This window comes from Syntrophotalea sp. (assembly GCF_050253115.1).
Classification (GTDB): domain Bacteria; phylum Desulfobacterota; class Desulfuromonadia; order Desulfuromonadales; family Syntrophotaleaceae; genus Syntrophotalea; species Syntrophotalea acetylenica.
In genome coordinates this window covers 1-22,922 of record NZ_JBFWJQ010000034.1, presented here as the reverse complement: position 1 = coordinate 22,922, position 22,922 = coordinate 1, and the positions used below count along the sequence as shown (strand labels likewise).

At 60.5% G+C, this 22,922-nt stretch carries 16 protein-coding genes; 11 read left to right on the top strand and 5 right to left on the bottom strand.

The annotated features are described in order from the left end of the window. Window positions 1-314 precede the first annotated feature (314 nt). A complete protein-coding gene (locus tag AB7E65_RS05555) occupies window positions 315-731 on the bottom strand; it encodes a PadR family transcriptional regulator (protein ID WP_072286154.1) in 417 nt (138 codons plus the stop codon). Window positions 732-1,072: 341 nt separating this feature from the next. On the opposite strand from AB7E65_RS05555, the gene asnS reads away from it, so the two are divergent. Then, window positions 1,073-2,479 carry an asparagine--tRNA ligase gene (gene asnS / locus AB7E65_RS05550; RefSeq protein ID WP_428745428.1) on the top strand — a complete coding sequence of 469 codons (1,407 nt, stop codon included), beginning with the start codon at window positions 1,073-1,075 and terminating at the stop codon, window positions 2,477-2,479. 35 nt (window positions 2,480-2,514) lie between these two features. Next, window positions 2,515-2,697, top strand: coding sequence for a DUF4177 domain-containing protein (locus AB7E65_RS05545; protein WP_320361234.1), 183 nt, complete (start codon window positions 2,515-2,517; stop codon window positions 2,695-2,697). Window positions 2,698-2,701: 4 nt separating this feature from the next. Here the strand turns inward: AB7E65_RS05545 and AB7E65_RS05540 are convergent, their stop codons facing one another. The 4 genes from AB7E65_RS05540 to lon all read right to left on the bottom strand — a co-directional run bounded on the left by AB7E65_RS05540 (window position 2,702) and on the right by lon (window position 6,999). After that, on the bottom strand, window positions 2,702-2,878 hold the full coding sequence (locus AB7E65_RS05540; protein WP_158513977.1) for a hypothetical protein: 177 nt from the start codon (window positions 2,876-2,878) through the stop codon (window positions 2,702-2,704). Between the two features lie 112 nt (window positions 2,879-2,990). Further along, the gene (gene trpS / locus AB7E65_RS05535; protein WP_072286152.1) at window positions 2,991-3,956 is read right to left on the bottom strand and encodes a tryptophan--tRNA ligase; all 966 of its coding nucleotides are present in this window, start codon (window positions 3,954-3,956) and stop codon (window positions 2,991-2,993) included. Between the two features lie 305 nt (window positions 3,957-4,261). Further along, entirely contained in the window at window positions 4,262-4,480 is a 219-nt protein-coding gene (locus tag AB7E65_RS05530; RefSeq protein WP_428745427.1) for a hypothetical protein, read from the bottom strand. A gap of 68 nt (window positions 4,481-4,548) precedes the next feature. Beyond that, window positions 4,549-6,999: an endopeptidase La gene (gene lon / locus AB7E65_RS05525; protein ID WP_083558488.1), complete on the bottom strand. Its 2,451-nt coding sequence runs from the start codon at window positions 6,997-6,999 to the stop codon at window positions 4,549-4,551. Between the two features lie 198 nt (window positions 7,000-7,197). Here lon and polA point away from each other — a divergent pair, with 198 nt between their 5' ends. The 9 genes from polA (at window position 7,198) to ppdK (ending at window position 22,601) form a co-directional block, all read left to right on the top strand. Next, window positions 7,198-9,873: a DNA polymerase I gene (gene polA / locus AB7E65_RS05520; RefSeq protein ID WP_428745426.1), complete on the top strand. Its 2,676-nt coding sequence runs from the start codon at window positions 7,198-7,200 to the stop codon at window positions 9,871-9,873. Window positions 9,874-9,947: 74 nt separating this feature from the next. Continuing rightward, window positions 9,948-13,109 carry a hypothetical protein gene (locus AB7E65_RS05515; RefSeq protein ID WP_428745425.1) on the top strand — a complete coding sequence of 1,054 codons (3,162 nt, stop codon included), beginning with the start codon at window positions 9,948-9,950 and terminating at the stop codon, window positions 13,107-13,109. Window positions 13,110-13,179: 70 nt separating this feature from the next. After that, window positions 13,180-13,794: a DUF1318 domain-containing protein gene (locus AB7E65_RS05510; RefSeq protein WP_428745424.1), complete on the top strand. Its 615-nt coding sequence runs from the start codon at window positions 13,180-13,182 to the stop codon at window positions 13,792-13,794. Window positions 13,795-13,866: 72 nt separating this feature from the next. Then, a complete protein-coding gene (locus AB7E65_RS05505; protein WP_320361238.1) occupies window positions 13,867-14,379 on the top strand; it encodes a type II secretion system protein in 513 nt (170 codons plus the stop codon). A 75-nt stretch (window positions 14,380-14,454) separates the two neighbouring features. Beyond that, window positions 14,455-15,819, top strand: a complete 1,365-nt coding sequence (gene mgtE / locus AB7E65_RS05500) for a magnesium transporter (protein ID WP_428745423.1) — start codon at window positions 14,455-14,457, stop codon at window positions 15,817-15,819. Window positions 15,820-15,862: 43 nt separating this feature from the next. Further along, on the top strand, window positions 15,863-16,687 hold the full coding sequence (recO, locus tag AB7E65_RS05495; RefSeq protein WP_428745422.1) for a DNA repair protein RecO: 825 nt from the start codon (window positions 15,863-15,865) through the stop codon (window positions 16,685-16,687). Window positions 16,688-16,845: 158 nt separating this feature from the next. Beyond that, a complete protein-coding gene (glyQ, locus tag AB7E65_RS05490) occupies window positions 16,846-17,718 on the top strand; it encodes a glycine--tRNA ligase subunit alpha (protein ID WP_428745421.1) in 873 nt (290 codons plus the stop codon). Window positions 17,719-17,795: 77 nt separating this feature from the next. After that, window positions 17,796-19,862: a glycine--tRNA ligase subunit beta gene (glyS, locus tag AB7E65_RS05485; protein WP_072286145.1), complete on the top strand. Its 2,067-nt coding sequence runs from the start codon at window positions 17,796-17,798 to the stop codon at window positions 19,860-19,862. Window positions 19,863-19,934: 72 nt separating this feature from the next. Beyond that, entirely contained in the window at window positions 19,935-22,601 is a 2,667-nt protein-coding gene (gene ppdK / locus AB7E65_RS05480; protein WP_072286144.1) for a pyruvate, phosphate dikinase, read from the top strand. The last annotated feature ends 321 nt before the right edge of the window (window positions 22,602-22,922 follow it).

Genomic DNA, 22,922 nt, shown 5'->3' with positions numbered 1-22,922 from the left:
TTCCGCGACCGTGATGTCCCTGGAGTCAAGGGCGGGTTCAGTGTGTTGTGGAAATATAGCCAAAACCTCGAAATGGTCTTGATTTCCAGGGGGGCGTGGGAGAGGTGCCGTACGTGTTTTACATCCGGTGAAGGCTGACGGGGGACAACAGGCGCCAACTGCTAGGCGCGTCATTGTTGAGTTTTTGCGACGCCATCATTGTTTTATACTGCGGATGTTCTTCTGGATGGAGGCTACAGGCTTGCCGGCCTTGTTCCTTGTGGCTCTTATGTCTGGCAAGGCGTTTTGCTCGAAGGGGGATGTCTGTCCGGCTGTCATCCTGAGTTTTTGTCGCTTTCAGATTTTTTGTCCAGTTCTCCAACTTTGGCCACAAATCCATGCATGGCTTCGGCCATGCGTTCGATGAGTTCCGCCCAGTGGCGCAGGTAGTTTTCCCCGGCCGGGGTCAGACGGTACAATCTACGGGCCGGGCCGGCACCGGAAACATCCCAGTCGCTGGTGACGTAGGCGTCGGCTTCGAGCTGTCGCAGGGTGCGGTACAGTGCTCCCCGGTCGATGAGGGTCTCGCCGATGGCGTGTTCCGGCAACTCGCCCGCCAGCTGGTAACCGTGGGCATGCCCGAGCTTTTTAAGAAGGTAGAGCACCACCGGCTCGATGAACCGGGGCAGGTTGCCGAATCCGCCCTGAGGCGGTCCCCAACCGTGGCGACAGGGGCCTTGTCCGCGCGGCATGCATGCTCCTTTCCGCTGTCCTGATAGCGTTGAACGGACTCAAAGATTACCCAAATACTCGGGTAATTGCAAGGTTCTCTGTAAAGTTCCAGACTGGGCTATGTGTTTGCGCTCTTGTTTTTCTTATGTCTGGACCGGGGTGAGAGGTTCCGCAGGGCTTGCTATCGGCCTTCACTTCGACGGGAGATAACAACGGTAGAAAAAGCTGGTCTGGCCAGGCATGAATTTGCTATCTTCGCCCTTTCAGGAGTCTTGGCCCATTCCGGTTTGATTGGCGGTCGGCCCGGTTCCGATGGAAGGCAGCGACGGTTTCTTTCAGCACCCGATGGGAGTTGTTTACGATGAGCGTCACAAGTGAAACGCGTTCGCGCAGGATGCGTGTTGCCGGCGTATTGCAGGCCTGCCGGCCGATGCCGGCGCTGTGGGTCTGCGGGTGGGTCCGCACCGTGCGGCGCGGCAAGGATATAACCTTTGTCGCACTGAACGATGGCTCCTGCCTGGAAAATCTGCAGGTGGTGCTTGATTCCCGGATGGAAGGATACGCCGCGGCAGCGCATTGCGGAACCGGTGCGGCTTTGCATGTGGAGGGCGAACTGGTTGCGTCGCCCGCCGCCGGGCAGTCATGGGAACTGCATGCCCGCCGCGTAAGGATCCTTGGAGATGCCGACGGCGATTATCCCCTGCAGAAGAAACGCCACAGCTTTGAATATCTGCGCTCCATCGCTCACCTGCGGCCGCGGGCCAATACCTTTGGCGCCGTGTTTCGCATGCGCAGTGCCCTGTCGTTCGCGGTTCACAGCTTTTTCCGGGAGCGGGGCTTTCTGTATGTCCACACCCCGATCATTACCGCCAACGACTGCGAGGGGGCCGGCGAGATGTTCCGCGTCAGCACCCTGCCGGCGGAGCAGCCGCCGATGGTGGAGGAGAGTATCGACTGGCGGCAGGACTTTTTCGGCGAAAAGACCGGTCTGACGGTCAGCGGGCAGCTGCAGGGGGAGCTGTTTGCCACGGCTTTCTCCGATATTTATACCTTCGGCCCCACCTTCCGGGCGGAAAATTCCAACACCAGCCGGCATGCGGCGGAGTTCTGGATGATCGAGCCGGAAATGGCGTTTGCCGACCTGGCCGACGACTGTGTGCTGGCGGAGGATTTTTTGCGTTACCTGGTGCGGTTTGCGCTGGATTCGTGCAGCGGGGATCTGGAATTTTTCGATCAGCGCATCGAGCCGGGCCTGATCGACAAGCTGGAAAAACTGGCCACGGCGGATTTTTTCGTCATGACCTACGACGAGGCGGTCCGGCGTCTCGAACGGGCCCCGGTTGGTTTTGAATACCCCGTCGCCTGGGGTGCCGATCTGCAATCGGAGCATGAACGTTACCTGACCGAACAGGTGGTTGGCGGACCGCTGTTCGTAACCGACTATCCGGCCGATATCAAGGCGTTTTACATGCGTCTGAACGACGACGGCCGCACCGTGGCGGCCATGGATCTGCTGGTGCCGCGGGTCGGGGAGATCATCGGCGGCAGTCAGCGCGAAGAGCGCCTCGTCGTCCTGCAGGAGAAGATGCGCAAGGCTGGCATCGACCCGGCGCGTCTCGACTGGTATCTCGATATCCGCCGCTGGGGAAGCTGTCCCCACGCCGGCTTCGGTCTCGGTTTCGAGCGGCTGCTGATGTACGTGACCGGCATGGAGAACATCCGCGACGTGATACCGTTTCCGCGCACACCGGGCAACGCCAGGTTTTAAATCGCAGAGGATTCTGCCTGCCAGAGGGAAGTTCGATGGTCGAATACAAAGTGGTGGAAATCAGCCTGGTGACGGATGATGCGCTGGAAGAGATTCTCAACACCTGGACCGCCAGAGGCTGGCATTATGACGGCATGCAGTTCGCCATGCGCGAGGCGAGCAAGCGCCCCGCCATGGCTTTTGTTCTTTTTACCCGGAAACCTTCCCGGAACGCATGACGGATCAGTCGTCCCAGCTCTCCTCGTCGCGGTAGACGATGGTTTTTTTTGGATCCGAGGACGGCGTCGCTCCGCAAAATTCACAGGCGGGTTCGGCCGGCTCATCGTCGAGAATTTCCTCCCTGGTCAGCTCAACCGGTTTGCCGGTGCAGGTGCAGTACCATTTGCGGTAGAGGGTCATGGTGCCTCCTTGTCGCCTGGCGATTCGGTTCCCGATCACACCTTCATGGTAGCCTAAACTATAGCAGAAAGGCAAAGGGAGTGCGGACCACCCGTTACTCGGCACCTTGGTTTCAATACGCCAGGCCGGTTTTCTTGCGCACCTTGCGCATGATCTTCGATGCGGCCCCGCGGGCTTTTTGTGCCCCTTCGGCCAGAATGGCCCGGAGCTGATCCTTGTCGCCCAGCAGTTCCTCCCGGCGTTGCGCAAAAGGCGCGAAAAAATCCCGCACCGTTTCGAACAGTTCCTGCTTGACCTCGCCGTAGCCAAGCCCGCCAGCCAGGTAGCGCTGGCGCAGGGCCTGCTCCTGCTGCTTGTCCAGAAACAGGCGATAGATCTGAAAGACATTGCACTTGTCGGGATCCTTGGGATCCTCCACCGGGGTCGGATCGGTGACAATGCGCATCACCTGCTTGCGCAGGGCCTTTTCCTCCAGAAAAAGGTCGATGGTGTTTTTGTAGCTTTTGCTCATTTTCTGGCCGTCGAGTCCGGGGATGGTGGCGATTTCGTCGTCGATATCCGGTTCTGGGACCACCAGCACTTCGCCGTGTTCGTTATTGAATTTGATGGCGATGTCCCGCGCGACTTCGAGGTGCTGCTTCTGGTCCTTGCCCACCGGCACCAGCTCTCCCCCAAACAGCAGAATGTCCGCCGCCATCAGCACCGGATAGGCGAACAGTCCGTGGTTCGGGGCGATGCCCTTGGCCACCTTGTCCTTGTAACTGTGGCAGCGTTCCAGCAGGCCCATGGGGGTGAAGTTGGACAGCACCCAGGTCAGCTCCTGCACCTCCGGCACGTCGGACTGCACCCAGAATACGCTTTTATCGGGATCCAGGCCCAGGGCCAGGAAGTTGGCGGCGGCTTCCAGGGTGCCGGTGGCGAGGGCTTTGCCGTCGGGCACGCTGGTCATGGCGTGGTAGTTGGCGATGAAGCAGAACAGCTCGTGGTGCTGCTGGTAGTCGATCATTTTCTTCATCATGCCGAAATAGTTGCCAAGATGCAGGGAACCGGAAGGCTGAATGCCGGAAAGAACGCGCATGGAGTGTACCTCGTCGATTGGTGGCAATGACAGGGGAACGGCGGAAGAGCCGAGTCGGCTTTCGGCCTGTATTTCTCTGCACTGCGTGGCATAAAAAAAGCCGCGGTCTTGCGCCCGCGGCTTTTGCTCGTGTGGTTTTCCGCGGACCGGGGGTCCGCGACGCTTGTTACCGATGGCAGGCGCGCGAACCGGAGAGAGAATCGGTCGGGCGCCACCAAAGGCGGTCGGTCAGGATGTTCTGGACAGTCATGGTTTGCATAGTGCCGTAAACTAACAGCTTGCGGCAAAGGCGTCAATGGTGAAAATCACCGGTTGCCCTGCATGGCGCCGGCCAGTTGCAGCAGCTGGGACAGCTCGATGCCGCTGTCCTTGAGGATGCCCATGAATACCGGGAACAGCTGCAGCAGAAAGGTGCCGTCCTGCATGGCGTCACGGGCGAGGTCGGGCAGGGTTTCGAGGATAAAGGCCTTTTTTTGTTCCGGGCTCAGGTTGAATACGGCCTGTTTGATCTGATCGACGGTCATGGGTAATGCGGCTCCTTGGTCGTGCCTGATAATGGGTTCGGGTTGGTGGTAACGGTGCCTTGCAGACTTCAGGCACCTGCGAAAGCGACCTTGTAGACATCGCGGTAATCCCGCGCGAAGTGCACCTTCAGCCCTTCCTGCAGATGTTCGGGAAGCTCCTCGAAATCCTTGCGGTTGGCCTCCGGAAGAATCACGGTGTCAAGTCCGATGCGTTTGACGGCGATGATCTTCTCCTTGACGCCGCCGATGGGCAGCACCTTGCCGGTCAGCGTCAGTTCGCCGGTCATGCCGAGTTTTTTGATCACCGGCCTGCCGGTGATCATGGACAGCAGCGCGGTGGCCATGGTGACGCCCGCCGACGGGCCGTCCTTGGGGGTGGCGCCGGCCGGTACGTGCAGGTGCACGAAGTGCTTGTCGAAAAATTCCGGGTCGACGCCGTATTCCTCCAGGTGGGCCATGACGTAGGAATAGGCGATATCGGAGCTTTCGATCATGACCTTGCCGAGCTGGCCGGTCTGCTTGAAGCCTTTGCCACTGCTCGGCATGGCGGTGGCTTCGATCTGCAGGGTGGCGCCGCCCATGCTGGTCCAGGCCAGTCCGGTAACCACGCCCGGAACATCCTCGAACACTTCCTCTTCGGTGAACACCGGCTTGCCGAGAATCGCCTCCACGTCTTTCTTGCCGACGGTGATTTTGTCGGCGTGTCCCTGGGAAAACTCCATGGCGGCGTAGCGCATGATTTTCTTGATGCGGTTTTCCAGACTACGCACCCCGGCTTCGCGGGCGTAGCCGTCGATGATGGTGTGCAGGGCGTCCTTGCGAATGGTCACCTGGCCCTTGTCCAGGCCGTGGTTTTCCAGGGCTTTCGGGATCAAGTAACGCCGCGCGATCTCCATCTTCTCTTCAAGGATATAGCCGGCCAGGCGGATGATCTCCATGCGGTCCAGCAGCGGCGCGGGGATGGTGTCAAGCTGGTTGGCGGTGGCCACGAACAGCACGTTGGACAGGTCGAAGGGCACGTCCAGGTAATGGTCGCGGAAGGAGCTGTTCTGCTCCGGGTCGAGGACTTCGAGCAGCGCCGAGGCGGGGTCGCCCTGAAAAGAAGCGCCGATCTTGTCGATCTCGTCGAGCATCAGCACCGGGTTGGCGGTGCCGGCGCTCTTCATGGCCTGGATGAAACGTCCCGGCATGGCGCCGATATAGGTGCGGCGATGTCCCTTGATCTCGGCTTCATCGCGCATGCCGCCGAGCGAGAACCGGTAAAAGGTGCGGTTCAGGGCGGCGGCGATACTCTTGCCTATGGAGGTTTTGCCCACTCCCGGTGGACCTACCAGGCACAGGATCGAGCCGGAAATATCCCCCTTGAGCTTGCCGACGGCGATAAATTCGAGGATCCGGTCCTTGACGTCCTTGAGGCCGTAATGGTCGCGATCGAGGATACGCCGCGCCCGCTCGATATTGTAGTTGTCCTTGCTGTGCTTGCCCCAGGGCAGAATGGTCAGCCAGTCCAGGTAGTTGCGCGAGACGTTGTATTCCGGCGAGGACGGCTCGATGAGCCGCATCTTTTCGATTTCCTCGTGGATGGTTTTTTCCGCCTCTTCGCTCAAGGTCAGGTTTTCGAGGCGCTTTTCAAACTTCTCGATTTCGCTGACCTTGCCTTCTTTTTCAAGACCGAGTTCCTTTTTAATGGCCTTGAGCTGTTCGCGCAGGAAAAACTCGCGCTGCTGAGCGCTGACCTTCTGTTCGATCTGCTTGGAAATCTTGGTTTGCAGTCGCGATACTTCCAGCTCCTTCTTCAGCAACACCAGAACCTTGTCGATGCGCTTGCGCACGTCGATGGTTTCGAGGATATCCTGCAGCAGTTGCCCGTCGCCCGAAGTCAGGTTGGCGGCAAAATCGGTCAGCCGGCCAGGGTCGTCCATGCTCTGGCGGTTGAGGAACATCTTGATTTCTTCGCTGTACAACGGGTTGATCTGCACCAGTTCCTTCAGGGCGCTGATGATGGCCATGGAGTAGGCTCTCAGTTCCGGGTTGACCGACAGTTCCGCCGCGTAGTGGTAGTCAACCCAGGCAAACAGCCCTCTTTTCGACTCGCTCAGTTCCCGAATGCTGAAACGTTCCAGACAGTTGACCAGCAGATGGATGCTGTCGTCGTCGGAGTGCAGCACCTTCATGATGCGTCCGACCACCCCGAAGCGATGCAGGTTGTCGGGGCTGTCCGGTTCCTCGACCTCCTTGACCAGCACCAGTCCCATCATTTTGGAGGATGTCTCGACCGCGCGCCTTGCCATGGCGATGTGCTTGTCGCCGGTAAACACCATCGGCGTCAGAATGCCGGGGAATGCCGGCCTTGGACGCAGGGGGATGATCGGCAGGGTGGGCGGCAGAACGTCGGAGGCAACCACCAGGCCATCTTTCGGTTTTTCCGTCTCGGCGGGCTCCGGAGTATCCTCTGCGGCAAAATCGGCCTCTATGGTTTTTTCATGATCGTCTTCCATTTTGTCCCGGTCGTCAGTCATGGTGAGGTCTCCTTGTGTGGTGTCGGGATATAAAGGGCAACCTAATCATTTAGGCGTCGCTTGTCAACCGTGGCGCAGAGGTGTTTCGGTGGGTGCCGCGCATCGGCGACACATTGCTTTTTGACGATGCGTGAGATACTGTTAGGAACGATATCACGTTGAAAATTCTTATCATTCGATTTCAGGATCAGGAACCTTATGACCGACCAGCGTCAGCGTATTTATCTCATCGACGGATCTTCCTATATTTACCGTGCCTATTATGCCATTCGCCAGTTGTCCAATTCCAGGGGGATGGCGACCAACGCCGTGTTCGGCTTCACCAATATGCTCCTGAAGGTGGTGCGGGAGGAGCGGCCCGATCACCTGGCGGTGGTGTTCGACGCCAAAGGTCCGTCTTTTCGCAAGGATATCTATCCGCAGTACAAAGCCAACCGTTCCGCCATGCCGGAAGATCTGCAATCCCAGATTCCCCTCATCAAGCAGGTTGTACGAGCCTTCAAGATGCCGGCCCTGGAACTGGCCGGCTACGAAGCCGACGACATCATCGCTACCCTGGCGCGGCGCTTTGCCGAACGGGGCATGGAGGTTACGGTGGTGACCGGCGACAAGGACCTGATGCAGATTGTCAACGAGCAGGTGCGGTTGCTTGATACCATGAAGGATCAGGTGACGGGACTGGCCGAGGTCGCGCAACGGTTTGGCGGTGCCCCCGACAAGGTGGTGGAGGTACAGTCCCTGGCAGGGGACAGCTCCGACAACGTCCCCGGGGTGCCGGGGATTGGCGAGAAGACCGCCCGGGACCTCATCCTGCAATTCGGCACCCTGGAAAACCTGCTGGCCAACATCGATCAGGTGTCGGGCAAAAAGCGGCAGGAAAATCTGCGTCAATTCGCCGATCAGGCGCGATTGTCCAGGCAGCTGGTAACCCTGGTGGATGATCTGCCGCTGGCGGTCAATTACGATAATTTCAGTCTCGACGAGCCGGATCGCGAGGCTCTGACGGCTTTGTTCAAGGAACTCGAATTTCACAAGCTGCTGCAGGAATTCTCCAGTGATGAGCGCGCCAGCGGCGAGAAATACAGGGCGGTTCTGAGCGGCGCGCAACTCGATGCGCTTGTGGACAGCCTGAAAAAAGCCGCCCGCTTCGCGTTTGATACGGAAACCACCAGCCTTGACGCTGTGCGTGCCGATCTGGTCGGGCTGTCTTTTGCCATCAGGCCCGGCGAGGGCTGGTACATTCCCCTCGGACATCGTTATCCGGGGGCGCCAGAACAGCTCGATCGCGATCTGGTGCTGGAGAAGCTGCGGCCCTTGCTGGCCGATCCACAGCTGGCGAAAGTCGCGCAGAACGCCAAATACGACATGCTGGCGCTGCGTCGCGCCGGCGTCGAGGTGGCCGGGCTGAGCTGCGATACCATGGTTGCTTCCTACCTGGCCACTCCCGCCGCCAAATCCCATGGTCTCGATACCCTGGCCGCGGACCTCCTCGGATACCGCACCATCAGTTATGCCGAGGTGACCGGCACGGGCAAAAACCGCATCGGTTTTGCGGAAGTCGCCGTGGAAAAGGCGACGGTGTACGCTACCGAAGACGCGGATATCACCCTGCGCCTGGCCGACAAGCTGGAGCCGCTGCTGCTTGAGACGCACCAGGATGCGCTGTTCCGTGAGGTGGAACTGCCGCTGGTGACGGTGCTGGCTGACATGGAATGGCAGGGTGTGCGCATCGATGCCGGTTTTCTCAAAGGACTGTCGGCGGATATGGAGGTGCGCCTGGCCGATCTGGAACAGGAAATCCACCAGATGGCCGGCCGTGCCTTCAACGTCAGCTCTCCCAGGCAGCTTGGTGAAGTGCTGTTCGAGGAACTCAAGCTGCCGCGCGGCAAAAAAACCAAAACCGGCTGGTCGACGGATGTCGAGGTGCTCTCGCAACTGGCCGAAGAACACGCTATTGCGGCACGGGTGCTCGATTTCCGTTCGCTGGCCAAGCTTAAAAATACCTATTGTGATGCTCTGCCCAGATTGATCCATCCGGAGACCGGGCGCATCCATACGTCCTTCAACCAGGCAGTTACGGCCACCGGCCGGCTTTCGTCCAGCGATCCCAATCTGCAGAATATTCCCATCCGCACCGAAGAGGGCCGCCGCATCCGCGAAGCCTTTGTGCCGGCCGAGGGCAATGTGCTGCTGGCGGCCGACTATTCCCAGGTGGAGTTGCGGATTCTGGCCCACATGGCCGACGAGCCGGCCCTCAAGGAAAGCTTCGCGCGTGGCGAGGATATCCATTCCCGCACCGCCAGCGAGATTTTCGGTGTGTTTCTGGAGATGGTGACACCGGAGATGCGTCGCCAGGCCAAGACCATCAATTTCGGGGTGCTCTACGGCATGAGCGCCTTCGGTCTGGCCAAAGCCCTCGGCATCGGCCGCGCGGAGGCCCAGACCTATATCGACAATTATTTTTCCCGTTACCCGAAGGTCCTCGAGTTCATGGAGGCCAAAAAGAGTGAGGCCCGCGAAAAGCTCTACGTCACCACCCTGCTGGGCCGGCGTTGCGCGGTCCCGGAAATCACCAGCAAAAACGGTGTGATGCGCGGCTATGCCGAACGCAACGCCATCAATTATCCGATTCAGGGTTCGGCCGCGGATATCATCAAGGTGGCCATGGTGCGTATTTTCCGGGAACTGCAGCAGCAGCGACTGCAGGCGCGGATGGTGCTGCAGGTCCACGATGAGCTGATATTCGACGTGCCGACTGCCGAGCAGGCCGCCATGGAGAAACTGGTGCGTCGGGAAATGGAACAGGCCGCATCACTCGACGTGCCGCTGCTGGTCGACCTGGGCGTCGGACGCAGCTGGAGCGAGGCTCACTGATTCATCGTGACGGATGATGCCGCATCCGTCACGGTTTTTCTGCCGGCATTATCTTGTAGCCGCCGAGGCCGCCCATGAGATCGCTTGGTCGCAAATTGTTGCTGTCGGGAGGGCTTCTGCTGGCGGCTCTTTGCCTGGGGCTGCTGGGCTGGAGGCTGCTTGTTTCCGACCGGTTTCTCGACGGCATCGCGCGGCCCTGCCTGCAGAGATATGCCACTTCCCGCCTGCAAGCCGAGGTCCAGGCGGAGCGACTGGTCTGGCAAGACGGCGGCCTGAACCTGGCAGGCCTGCGCGTGGCGCGCGTGGACCGATACCGCTTCTCCCTGGATCGCCTGCGGGTGATTCCCTCGTTGGCGGGCCTGCTGCGCAGACACCTGCCCGCCGTCGAAATCCTGAATCCCCGGCTTGAGGTGATTCCTTCCTCTGCCTCGAACGAAGTGTTCGGCATTCCCGCGGAGCCGCCGCTGACCATCGGCCGGTTGACGGTGCGCGGCGGCTCTTTGGCCTATCTTCACGCCGGACATCCCCTTGTAATGCAGGATATCTCTTTCTCGATGCATGGCGAGGCTGCCTTCGCTTTTGTTCTGTCTGCCAGCCTGCGGGGTCGCGATGCGATTCCGATGGAAAGCCGCGGCACCGGGCGCTGGCATGACGGTATCCGGTTGGCGTTGTCCGTTCTGAACTGGCAGGGTCGGTCGCTGTTGCGAAAGCCGGTGCTGTTGTCCCTGCCCGCCGGGCGCGGCAAGGGGCAGTTACAGTTTTCCGTTGCCTTTGGCCGCATATCGCGCGGCGATGTGCAGGTGTGGCTGGAGGCGCTCTCCCTGGCTCTGCCGCTGCCTGACGAGCTGGATTTTGCGGTGGATGATGTGCGTGTCTGTGCCGATTGGCGCCCGACTGGTCTCGCTGCCCGGCTGCGTTTGGGACCCGGACTGGTGCGGTGGCCCAAGCTGGCATTGCCGCTGGCGTCGCTGACACTGGATGTCACCAAAGGCGATGGGCTCTGGCGGGGCGGCGGCAACTTTGTTCTGGACCCGGAGACGACAGGCGAACTGGCGTTTGAGGCTGGTCCCGACGGCCGGCGGGGGAACCTCACGCTGACGGTGACGGATCCGGTGGCGTTGCAGGAGCGCATCCTTGGTCGCGTGCCGGCACCGGTGGCCGGTGCGGTGCGCCTGGAAGCCCGCGGCGAGCTCTCCGGCGAGGCTCCCGCTGTTTTTTTTGCAGTGCGCGGTGGCCCGGGCAAGAGGCCGCGTCCCGGCGCACTGCTGGATGTTTCTGAGCTGACGCTGCAGGGGCAGCTGGCAAGATCGCCTCGGCAGTGGCGTGTCGATGCGGTTGCCAGCCTCGCCGGCGGGAAGCTGGCAACACTCAACGGCACGTCGGACCAGATGCAGGTGGCCGCAGGGCCCGTTTCGTGGTCCCGTTTGCGCCGGCTGTTGCCTCCAGCGCGCCGGCCGGCATGGCTGCAGGATGCGCAGGGACTGACTGGCGAGGCGACCCTGCAACGTGACCGCCGGGGATGGACGGCCGAGGCCCTGTTGCAGGCTGATCGGGTCGCGACCCTTCATGGCGGGCTGCGGACGGTGGTGTTGAAGGGCCGCTTGCTGGCGGAGGATGGACGACTCGTTTTTTCTTCCTGCCATCTGCGCGGCCGCGTTGTGCACCGGCAAGGCGGCGAGGGGGATCTGCGAGCCCGCTTCGATGCTGTTGTGCGACCTGACGGCGGCTGGGATGCGCGCATCGGCGACCTGGATTTCGGACCTCTGGAGTGGATGCGGCCCGACGGCCTTGCCGGCCTGACAGGAGGGCGACTGCATCTGGAAGGGCGGATCTGCCGCGCCGATCGAACCTCCCCAACAGAAATGCTTCTGCATGGCCGGGTTGCGGTGGAAGAAGCCCTGTGGGGAGCCTGGTACGGCGAATTGCGCGATCTGCCCCTCGATTTCAGGGTGTTCGCCGGATGGGATCCCCGGTTGGCACGCCTGGAGCTGATCGATCTGAAACTCGACGCGGGCAGTCTCGTCGTGATCCGGGGCGAGGGACAGCGACATAAGGCGCGGCTGTCTTTGCAGGGCCGTATCCAAATAGACGATCTGAACACCGCCTGGAACGGCAATGGCCGCGTTCTGCTGCGTGAACTGCGCCCGGTGCTGGCCGATCTCGACCTCCATGGTGGGGCCGAGGTGCGTTTTGCCCTGGATGGCGAGCCGGGGCAGTGGCGGCTGGCGGGAACCTGCCGGCTGCGGGATCTGTCCGCCGACTGGCCACGGGCCAGGCTTTCCGCGCAGGGGGTCCGCGGCCTCATTCCCCTGGATCTGGCCCTGCCTGCCGGTCGCCTGCGGGATGTGCCCCTGCGCCGCGCCCGCCTGGATATCGATCGACTGGCCTGGGGTCCGGTGCGACTGACGGAAGCAACGGTGCCGTTGGCCGTGAGCACCAACCGGATGCTTCTGTCGGCGCCGCTGGAGCTGAACCTGGGAGGCGGCAAGGTTGGCATCCGCCAGTTGCAGGCTGGCTATGCGGAAAGCGGTCCGCAACTGCTGTCCGAGATCCGCATGGAAGGCATCGATTTACAGACCCTGACGGCCGACCTCGGCATGGTGCCCATGGAGGGTGAGGTCAACGCCGACCTGGGACGCATCAGTTACGTCGGCGGCGTGTTGCGCTCCGACGGCGAGGTTCTGCTAAAGGCTTTTGACGGCGAACTGCGCATGCGCAATCTGCAACTCGATCCTTTTTCCCTGGGACTGCCCCAGCTGCAGGCGGATATAACCTTTGCCGGCATCGATCTGTACAGGCTGACCCGGACTTTTGCTTTTGGTGCTGTCAATGGGGTGGTTGACGGGCGACTCGACGGCCTGCGTCTGTACGGCACGACCCCTTCGCATTTTACCGGGCAGCTTCAAACCCGTCTCGACGGACGCCGCAATATCAGCGTCAAGGCATTGAACAATCTGTCGATTCTCAGCCAGGGCGGCCTGTCCGCCGCCCTGTCGCGGGGCGTCTATCGTTTTATCGATTTTTACCGCTACCGCCGTATCGGCGTCCGCTGCGAACTCGCGGAAGATGTTTTTACCCTGCGCGGCGTTGCCCGCCCCGGCAGCGAACGTTACCTGGTCGATGGCGGCTTGCTGCCTCCGAAGATCGATATACTGGCTCCGGCACAACCCATCTCCTTCCGGGAGATGCTGCGGCGCCTTCAACGCCTCGACCGTGCCGGCAGGGGCGGTGATTGATTTTGTCCGCAAGCGGCGATATAGTGAAGCGACATGAGGAAGCACTGAATATCCAATCGGGAGAGGGTCTATGAAAAAGCGTTCCTTGGTCTGTTCCATGGCGATTGTCTGGCTGATGGCGGCGTGCGTGACCATCAATATCTATTTTCCCGCGGAAGAAGTGCGCAGCGCCGCCGACCGCATCGTCAACGAGGTCTGGGGCGAAGGCGATCAGCAGCCGGCGCCGTCCAATCCGGCAGCGTCTCCCGAAGCCGGCCCCACCAGCCTGCTGCCGTTCAGTATCGGCCCCGCCAGTGCCTGGGCCGCCGAAGGAGTCAATGGCGCGGATATCAATATCAGCACCCCGCAGATCCGGGCCATCAAGGATGCCATGAAGCAGCGCACCGCGGAGTTGCGGTCCTATCTTGATGGAGGGCAGGTCGGCATCGGGCGTGACGGTCTGCTCAAGGTCAGGACCCTCGAAGGGCTGGACCTGCGTGGCCGCAGCAGCGTACAGCGCCTGGTAAATGCCGAAAACCAGGATCGCCTGCGGCTTTACAGCGAGATTGCCGGCGAGATCAATAAAAACCCCAATCGTACCGCTACCCCCGCCCAGGTGCAGGAGATTTTCGCTGAATCCTGGCGGGCCCAGGCCGCTTCCGGTTGGTACATTGAATCCGGTGGTGGCAACTGGCAGCGCAAATAGGCGGTTTTTGTCAATGCAGGCCGCACTGTCGGGTTGATGATTCGCGGTGCGGCTCTTGTGAAAGGCCCGGGCATGGAATACCCTCCGGTGGGCGGTCAGACTGGCAGCACCCTTCTGATGGTGCTGGCGGCCCTGGTGATCCTGGGGTTGACGGCGGGGACGGCCGGTAACAGCTGGAAGCATATCCTGCAGCGTGACCGGGAACAAGAGCTGCTGTTTCGCGGCGATCAATATCGCCGCGCCATAGAAAGTTTTCACCATGCCTGGGGCATCTATCCGAAACAGGTGGATGAATTGCTTGCCGATCAGCGTGCCCTGAAGGTGCGCCGCCATCTGCGGCGGCCCTATGCCGATCCCATGACCGGCAGGCCCTTCGAGCTGATTCGCGATACGACCGGCGCCATTCTCGGCGTTGTCTCCACCGATCATGGCCGGCCTTTCCGGCGCGACGGATTCCCCGCCGGCTATGAGGAGTTTTCCAGGGCGAGCAGTTACCGCGACTGGAAGTTTGTTTTCGAATCTGTCCAGAAGGCGGAAACCACGGGCGGTGCCGTGGGTTCTCCGGGAGAATCCCGGGGGCCGTGAAGGGCTGTTGACAGCGGATAATTCCGGGTGTTAGTCTCATGTGTTTCGTATTTTACCGCATGAGAGGGGAACGCCATGGATCAGAAGCTGCAGCTTCTTCTGGATACCGTCAAGAAACTGATCCGGCGCGGAGCTTATCCCAACCTGACAAAGGTTATCGGTAAAACGCATCCCGCCGATATCGCCCATCTTTTCCCCCATCTGACGCCCAAGGAACAGCAGACGCTGTTCAACCTCATCGACGACACCGAAACCGCGGCCAGCGTGCTGTCGGAACTTGACTATGTCAGTGGCGCCCAGCTGCTGGAAAAGATCGGTCAGGAGGCCATCACCGAAGTTCTTCAGGAGATGCCCTACGACGACGCCGTTGAAATCATCCGCAACATGCCTGAGGGGATCGCCGAGGAAATCCTCAGCACCATGAAGGATGAGCATTCGGATGAGATCGAGCAACTGCTGAAATACGACGAAGACACCGCCGGCGGCATCATGTCGACGGAATTTTTCTGTCTGCCCGAGGATACCACCGTCCAGCAGGCCATCGAAGCCCTGCAGCAGGCCGCCGATGTGGAGATGGTGTTTTACGTATATGTCGTCGACCGGCACAATCACCTGGTCGGCGTGCTGTCCCTGCGGCAGCTGCTGATGGTGTCTCCTGCCACACGGCTCAAGGAGATCATGGTTGCCGATGTGATCAGCGTGCGCACCGACAAGGACCAGGAGGAGGTGGCGCAACTGGTCGAACGTTACAACCTTCTGGCCCTGCCGGTAGTGGACGAGTGGAACAAGCTGGTCGGCCTGATTACTGTCGACGATGTCATCGACGTGCTGCGCGAGGAGGCCACCGAGGATATCTACATCATGGCTGGCGCCAGCGAAGAGGAGCTGCTTTACGGCCACAAGTCCTTCAAGGTCGCGCGCCTGAGGCTGCCGTGGCTGATCACCAACCTGTTCGGCGGCATTGTCACCGGATACCTGATGTGGACCTTCAAACTGACCCTGGAGTCGGTCATCGCCCTGATTACCTTCATCCCGGTCATCACCGGCATGGGTGGCAATGTCGGCGGCCAGTCGGCGACCATTGTGGTGCGGGGGTTCGCCACCGGCAACATCGATTTTTCCAGTTTGCGCAAGGTGTTTTTCAAAGAACTGCGCGTCGGTATCATCATGGGGGCGGTCTGTGGACTGACCGTCGGGCTGGTCGCCTACCTCTGGCATCACAATATCTACCTGGGGATGGTGGTGGGGCTGGCCATGGTTTCGGCAATGACCGTGGCGGCGACCATGGGGGTGCTGGCACCGAGTTTTTTCAAACGGGTTGGCATCGACCCTGCCATTGCGTCGAGCCCATTTGTCCAGACCGCCAATGATATCACGGGCATTCTGATTTATTTCGGCACGGCGACCTTGTTTCTGCCGTTTCTGCAGGGTGGCATGTGAAGCCGGGAGTTTATGGCATGCAGTAACCATCCGGAGATTCCGGATGGTTACTGCATTGTGGCCGGTGGTTGTTCTGGAGGTACGCTGGCGTATGGAAACCTGTTGTTCGGATGCCGTGGTGCTGCATCACCTGGACTATGGTGAGGCGGACCGCATTGTGACGTTTTTCAGCCTCGATCAGGGTCTTGTAAAGGGTTTTGCACGGCAGGCGCGCAAGAGCCGGAAACGTTTTGGCGCGGCGCTGGAGCCGTTTTCGTCCGTCCGTATCCGCTGGCAGGCGCCGCGCGGCGGGGAGCTGGTTTCCGTGCAGGAGGCGGAACTCGTCGATCTGCGCAACGGTCTGCGGCACGATCTGCTGGCCCTGGCCCTGGCCGCCTACGGCTGCGAACTGGTCGAAAACCTGATGGGTGAGTCCGGCCCCCAGCCCGGCGTCTACCATCTGCTGATCGCTTTTCTTGACCACGTCACCCGCCATGGGGGTTCGGACGAAGCCCGCTTGCTGTTCGAACTGCGTCTGCTGAGCCTTGCCGGTTACGAGCCTCGTCTCCTGCAGTGCTGCAAGTGCGGCGTGCCGCTGCGCTCCGAAACGGTGGCTTTTGCCGCCGCGTCCGGCGGGGGGCTGTGTCCGGACTGCGCCGGCCAGGGAGATGTTCAGCTGCTCTCGCCGTTGACTCTGGGCAGTCTGGCGCGCGCCCTGCAGTCGCCCCCGACCCTGTTCGAAGGGTTCCGTTTCGGGGCGCAGACCCTTCAGGAGGGCGGACGGGCTATTTTCTCGATGCTTCGGCAGCATCTCAGCCGCCCCGTCAAATCGCTGGCGTTTCTCACGCAAATGGCCGAGGGTCGCTCCCGGGTCGCTGCCATTCGTTAACCGTCGACAGGCGTTTGCCCGGGGCCGACGGCGGAATGTCAAACGGGTTGACAGGTTCGGCGCAAACAAGCTAATGTGGGCTGCTCAATTGACAGTGCATTCCGAAGCCGGAAAGGTGCTCCCCGTGCGGGTCGGCATCGTCCGGACCTGGAGGTATCGTGACTTTTCAAGAACTCATTCTGGCCTTGCAGAATTACTGGGCCGGGCAAGGTTGTATCATTCAGCAGCCCTACGACATGGAAAAAGGCGCGGGGACCTTCAACCCTGCCACCTTTTTGCGCGTGCTCGGTCCGGAGCCCTGGAACGTGGCCTATGTGGAGCCTTCCCGGCGCCCGACCGACGGCCGTTACGGAGAGAATCCCAACCGCCTTCAGCATTACTATCAGTTCCAGGTGATCATGAAGCCCTCGCCCATGAATATCCAGGAACTCTACCTCGACTCTCTCAGAAGTTTCGGCATCAGCCCGTCGCGGCACGATATACGCTTTGTCGAGGATGACTGGGAATCTCCGACACTGGGCGCCTGGGGGCTTGGCTGGGAGGTATGGCTGGACGGCATGGAAATCACCCAGTTCACCTATTTTCAGCAGGTCGGCGGTATCGATCTGAAGCCGGTTTCCGCGGAGATCACCTACGGTTGCGAGCGCATTGCCATGTATCTGCAGGGTGTCGACAATGTGTACGATCTCGAATGGATCGACGGCATCCGATACGGTGACGTGCACCATCAGTCCGAGGTGGAGTTCTCCACCTACAATTTCGAAGAAGCCGATACCGGCATGTTGTTCCAGTTGTTCGACATGTATGAAAAGGAATCTGTCCGCCTGGCGCAAAAACAGCTGGTGCTGCCGGCCTACGACTACGTGCTGAAAGCCTCCCATGCCTTCAACCTGCTCGATGCGCGCGGGGCGATTTCCGTCACGGAGCGGGCCCACTATATCGGCCGGGTGCGCAACCTGGCACGGCTGTGCGCCGAAGGGTATGTCGCCCAGCGGGAAAAGCTCGGATTTCCCCTCATCAAAGGGCGGTAAATTCCCTGCAACAGGTAACCGCGCCACGGAAAAATGCTTTTCCGTGGCTTGCTTTTTTTTGAAATAACGGAGCGCTCATGTCTGCTGAACTGTTCCTGGAAATTGGTACCGAGGAAATCCCTGCCGGTTTTCTGCCGACGGCCATGGCCGATCTTGAACGGCTGGTTCGCAAAGAACTTGAAAACGCGCGTATCGGCTTTGAGTCGGTGCGAACCTTTGCCACACCCCGCCGGTTGGTGGTGGCGGTCGATGGGGTCGCCCGCGGTCAGGAACGCCAGGAAGTGACGGCTTCGGGCCCCTCCGTTGCCGTGGCTTTCGATGCCGACGGCCAGCCGACCAGGGCCGCTCTGGGGTTTGCCCGCAGCAACGGCGTCGACGTTTCCGATCTTGAACGGCGGCAGACGGACAAGGGGGAATACCTGTTTGTCTGCAAGGTCGTCGAAGGGCGCCCGACGCTGGAACTGCTGCCCGAAATGCTGCCCCGCATCATTGGCGCCATCCCCTTTAAAAAATCGATGCGCTGGAAGGATCTCGATATCCGCTTCGCCCGCCCTATGCACTGGATCGTCGCCCTCTTCGACGGACAGCTGGTGCCGTTTTCCTATGGCAACCTGGCCAGCGGCACGTTTTCGCGGGGACACCGGTTCATGGCACCCGAGACATTCGAGGTGACCGGACTCGACCAGTATCTAGAGGAGACGCAGCGGCGTTTTGTGGTTGTCGATCCGGCCTGCCGCCAGGAGATGATCAGGGAGCAGTTGGCTGAAGTCGTTTCCCGCACCGGAGGGCGGCTCAATCCCGACGAGGAACTGCTCGACGAAGTGGCGTTTCTGGTGGAATATCCGACGGCGGTAATCGGCGGCTTCGAGGAGGCTTATTTGCAATTGCCACCGGAACTGCTGATCACGGTCATGCGGGAGCACCAGCGATATTTTACCGTGGTGGACGATGAGGGTCGGCTGCTGCCGCGTTTTGTGACCATTTCCAATACGCGCGCCGAAGACCTCACCGTGGTGCAGCGGGGTAATGAAAGGGTGTTGCGCGCGCGTCTGTCCGATGCCATGTTTTTCTGGAAAGAGGATCGCAAGATCCGCCTGGAAAGCCGCCTCGATGCCCTGAAAAATGTCGTTTACCAGGCCCGGCTTGGAACCAGCTACGAAAAAGTCATGCGATTTAAAACCCTGGCCGTGGAACTGGCGGACCGACTGGCGCCCGACGCGGCTCGCCTGACCGAACGTGCGGCGTTACTCGCCAAGTGCGATCTTGAAACGGGCATGGTTTTTGAATTTCCCGAGCTGCAGGGAGTCATGGGCAGGGAATATGCCCTTCTCGACGGTGAGGACCCCCGTGTTGCGCGCGCTGTTTTCGAACATTACCTGCCGCTTCAGGCGGGCGGTAATCTGCCCGGCGACGATGTCGGGGCGTTTGTCTCCATTGCCGACAAGCTCGATTCGATCTGCGGCTGTTTCGGGGTCGGGTTGATACCCACCGGGACTGCGGACCCCTTCGCGTTGCGGCGCAGCGCCATCGGCATTCTCAATATTGTTCTCGATCGCGGTTACCGGCTGTCCTTGCCCGCCCTTGTCAGTCGCAGCCTGGAACTGCTGGCAGACAAGCTGACCCGGCCCTCTGCCGAGGTATCCGCCGAGGTGCTGGAATTCATCCGCCTGCGATTCTTCAACATGCTTTCTTCCCAGGGGTTGCCCAACGATGTCGTGGATGCTGTCTTGAGTGCAGCTTTCGACGATCCTGTCGAAGCCCTGCAGCGGGTCAGGGGGCTGGCGGCGTTTCGCGAGGAGGAAGAATTCGCCGCTCTGGCGATAACCTTCAAGCGGGTCGTCAACATTGTCAAGGGCGGCGTCGATGCTCCGGTGCAAGCCGATCTGTTCGAGGCGGATTGCGAGGGGCGGCTTTTGGCGGCGTTGCAACAGGTGAACGGTCGTTTTGAACAATATGTCGCAGAAGGTGCCTATCTGGATGCCCTGCGTACGGTCGGAGAGCTGCGGCCGGCTGTCGACGACCTGTTTGAAGGGGTCATGGTGATGGCCCCGGACGAGACGCTCAAGACCAATCGGCTTGCATTGCTGACCAGGGTGGCACGCTTGTTCCAGGGGATTGCCGACTTTTCGAAAATCGCTGCCTGACTCATCAATGATGCGGAGCTCAACGCTGCCGTTGAACGGCTGCATACCAAATCCTTCAGGAGGAACTCAATAATGGCTGCAAAGTACGTTTATTTCTTCGGCGCCAACCAGACCGAGGGCGGAGGCCAGATGCGCAACCTGCTTGGCGGCAAAGGCGCCAATCTCGCCGAGATGACGGCTATCGGTCTGCCGGTGCCCGCAGGTTTCACGCTTACCACCGAGCTTTGCACTGAATTTTATCGCAACGACCGCCGCTATCCCGAAGGGGTACGCGAGGAGGTTGCCGAAAATCTTCAAAAACTGGAACTGGCCATGGACAAGCGCTTTGGAGACCCGGCCAACCCTATGCTGCTGTCGGTGCGCTCCGGCAGTCGGGTGTCCATGCCCGGCATGATGGATACGGTTCTCAACCTGGGGCTCAACGATACCACTGTCCAGGGTCTGATCGCGCAGAGCGGCGACGATCGCTTCGCCTACGACTCCTATCGGCGTTTCATTCAGATGTACTCCAACGTCGTGCTTGGCATGGACGGCGAGATTCTCGAGCACATTCTGGAGAACATGAAGGAGACCCGCGGCGTCGATCTCGATACCGAGCTGACCGGCGACGACATGAAGCAGCTGGTTGCGCTGTTCAAGGCCAAGGTCAAGGAAACTCTGAACCAGGAATTTCCCGACGATCCCGAAGAGCAGCTCTGGGGCGCCATCAATGCGGTGTTCGGATCCTGGATGAATCCTCGCGCCGTCACCTATCGCAAACTCAACAACATCCCCGCCGACTGGGGCACCGCTGTCAATGTCCAGGCCATGGTGTTCGGCAACATGGGCGATGACTGCGCCACCGGAGTCGCTTTCACCCGCAACCCGTCCACCGGCGAAAACCGCTTTTTCGGTGAGTTTCTGCTCAATGCCCAGGGCGAGGACGTGGTTGCCGGCATCCGTACCCCGCAGCCCATCGACAAGGACAGCAGCGACGGTCAGCTGCCGTCCCTCGAGGAAGTCATGCCGGAATGCTATCAGCAGCTGCTGGACATTCGCCAGTTGCTGGAAAAGCATTATCGCGACATGCAGGACATCGAGTTTACCATCGAAAAAGACAAGCTCTACATGCTGCAGACTCGCGGGGGCAAGCGCACCGCCACAGCGGCGGTAAAGATTGCCGTGGACATGGTCAGGGAAGGTCTCATCGACAAGAAAACCGCCGTGCTGCGGGTCGCTCCGGAGCAACTCGACCAGCTGCTGCATCCGTCCCTCGATCCCAGGGCGCGCAAGGAAATCATCGCCACCGGTCTTCCCGCTTCCCCGGGCGCCGCCAGTGGCGAAATCGTATTTTCCGCCGAGGATGCCGAAAATGCCGCCAAACTCGGCCTTAAAGTCATCCTGGTGCGGATCGAAACCAGCCCCGAGGATATCCATGGCATGAACGCCGCCCAGGGCATTCTGACCGCTCGCGGCGGCATGACCTCCCACGCTGCCGTGGTGGCGCGCGGCATGGGCAAGTGCTGTGTGGCCGGCTGCGGCTCCATCAAGGTCGACTACAAGACCCAGCAGTTTGCCACCGCTGCCGGCGAAGTCTTTAAAAAGGGCGACGTCATTACCCTCGATGGCTCCACCGGGGAAGTGATGAAGGGTTCCGTCGATACGGTGCAGCCTTCGCTGACCGGTGATTTCGGCAAGCTCATGGAGTGGGTCGATCAGTTCCGGCGACTGCGTGTGCGTACCAACGCCGATACCCCCAACGATGCCGCCGTGGCCCGCAATTTCGGCGCCGAGGGGATCGGGCTTTGTCGCACCGAGCACATGTTTTTCGAGGGCGACCGCATCATGGCGATGCGCGAAATGATCCTAGCCGAGGACGTCGAGGGACGCAAGCTGGCGCTGAGTAAGATTCTGCCCATGCAGAAAGGCGATTTCCTCGGGCTGTTCCGCGAAATGAAGGGGCTGCCGGTTACCATCCGCCTGCTCGATCCGCCGCTGCACGAGTTTTTGCCCCATACCGACAAGGAGCTTGAAGAACTTGCCGGCGTGATGAACGTTGCGGCCAAGATTCTCAAGCAGAAGGTCGAATATCTGCACGAATTCAATCCGATGCTCGGCCACCGCGGTTGCCGCCTGGGCGTGACCTTTCCCGAAATATATGACATGCAGGTGCAGGCGATCATGGAGGCGGCCTGCGAGTTGGTGTCCGAGGAAGGTTTTGAAATTGTGCCCGAGATCATGATTCCGCTGGTCGGTCATGTCGCGGAACTCAAGCTTCTGCGGCCCCGCGTCATCCGGGTCGCCGACGAGGTGATCGCCCGCTATGGCGTGCAGGTCAAATACCTGATCGGCACCATGATCGAGTTGCCGCGTGCCGCGCTTACCGCCGACGAAATCGCCCGCGAGGCCGAATTTTTCTCCTTCGGCACCAATGACCTTACGCAGACCGCCTTCGGCCTGTCTCGCGATGATGCCGGCAAGTTCCTGCCGTTTTACGTGTCGCGCGACATTCTGCCGCAGGATCCCTTTGTGGTTCTCGACCAGGATGGCGTCGGGCAACTGGTTCGCATCGGCTGCGAGAAGGGGCGCAAGACCCGCCCCGGCATCAAGCTCGGCATCTGCGGCGAGCACGGCGGCGAACCTTCCAGTGTGATCTTCTGCCACAATGCCGGCCTCGATTACGTTTCCTGCTCCCCCTATCGGGTCCCCATCGCCCGTCTCGCGGCAGCCCATGCGGCGTTGCTTGAGGAGCGGGGATAGGCTGCAGGGTTCCTTGTCCTGTCCGCAACATCAGGCGGCCCCCGGAAAGGATCTTCGGGGGCCGCTTTTACGTTGCGATGCAATATCGGGGACGGCCCGGCATTCCTTGACAGGTTCGTGTCGAAGATGATAAATTTCGTCCCACGCAATACGCGTTGCCACAGGGCGGTAGTCCCTGTGGTTTTTTCTTTGGTTCAGAGGAGATGTATGAGTAAGCAGTTGTCGGCAGGAGATATTATCGAGGCTCGTTGCACCCGTTGCAAAGCCGTGACAAACCATACGATTATCGCCATGATCGGGGGCCAGCCCGTTCGCGTGCGC

Coding starts and splice junctions, on each gene's coding strand:
- AB7E65_RS05510 (WP_428745424.1), top strand. CDS start 13,180: ATGAAAAAGCGTTCCTTGGTCTGTTCCATGGCGATTGTCTGGCTGATG.
- AB7E65_RS05515 (WP_428745425.1), top strand. CDS start 9,948: ATGAGATCGCTTGGTCGCAAATTGTTGCTGTCGGGAGGGCTTCTGCTG.
- AB7E65_RS05530 (WP_428745427.1), bottom strand. CDS start 4,480: ATGACCGTCGATCAGATCAAACAGGCCGTATTCAACCTGAGCCCGGAA.
- AB7E65_RS05555 (WP_072286154.1), bottom strand. CDS start 731: ATGCCGCGCGGACAAGGCCCCTGTCGCCACGGTTGGGGACCGCCTCAG.
- trpS (WP_072286152.1), bottom strand. CDS start 3,956: ATGCGCGTTCTTTCCGGCATTCAGCCTTCCGGTTCCCTGCATCTTGGC.
- glyS (WP_072286145.1), top strand. CDS start 17,796: ATGTCTGCTGAACTGTTCCTGGAAATTGGTACCGAGGAAATCCCTGCC.
- recO (WP_428745422.1), top strand. CDS start 15,863: ATGGTTACTGCATTGTGGCCGGTGGTTGTTCTGGAGGTACGCTGGCGT.
- lon (WP_083558488.1), bottom strand. CDS start 6,999: ATGACTGACGACCGGGACAAAATGGAAGACGATCATGAAAAAACCATA.
- asnS (WP_428745428.1), top strand. CDS start 1,073: ATGAGCGTCACAAGTGAAACGCGTTCGCGCAGGATGCGTGTTGCCGGC.
- AB7E65_RS05545 (WP_320361234.1), top strand. CDS start 2,515: ATGGTCGAATACAAAGTGGTGGAAATCAGCCTGGTGACGGATGATGCG.
- ppdK (WP_072286144.1), top strand. CDS start 19,935: ATGGCTGCAAAGTACGTTTATTTCTTCGGCGCCAACCAGACCGAGGGC.
- AB7E65_RS05505 (WP_320361238.1), top strand. CDS start 13,867: ATGGAATACCCTCCGGTGGGCGGTCAGACTGGCAGCACCCTTCTGATG.
- AB7E65_RS05540 (WP_158513977.1), bottom strand. CDS start 2,878: ATGACCCTCTACCGCAAATGGTACTGCACCTGCACCGGCAAACCGGTT.
- mgtE (WP_428745423.1), top strand. CDS start 14,455: ATGGATCAGAAGCTGCAGCTTCTTCTGGATACCGTCAAGAAACTGATC.
- polA (WP_428745426.1), top strand. CDS start 7,198: ATGACCGACCAGCGTCAGCGTATTTATCTCATCGACGGATCTTCCTAT.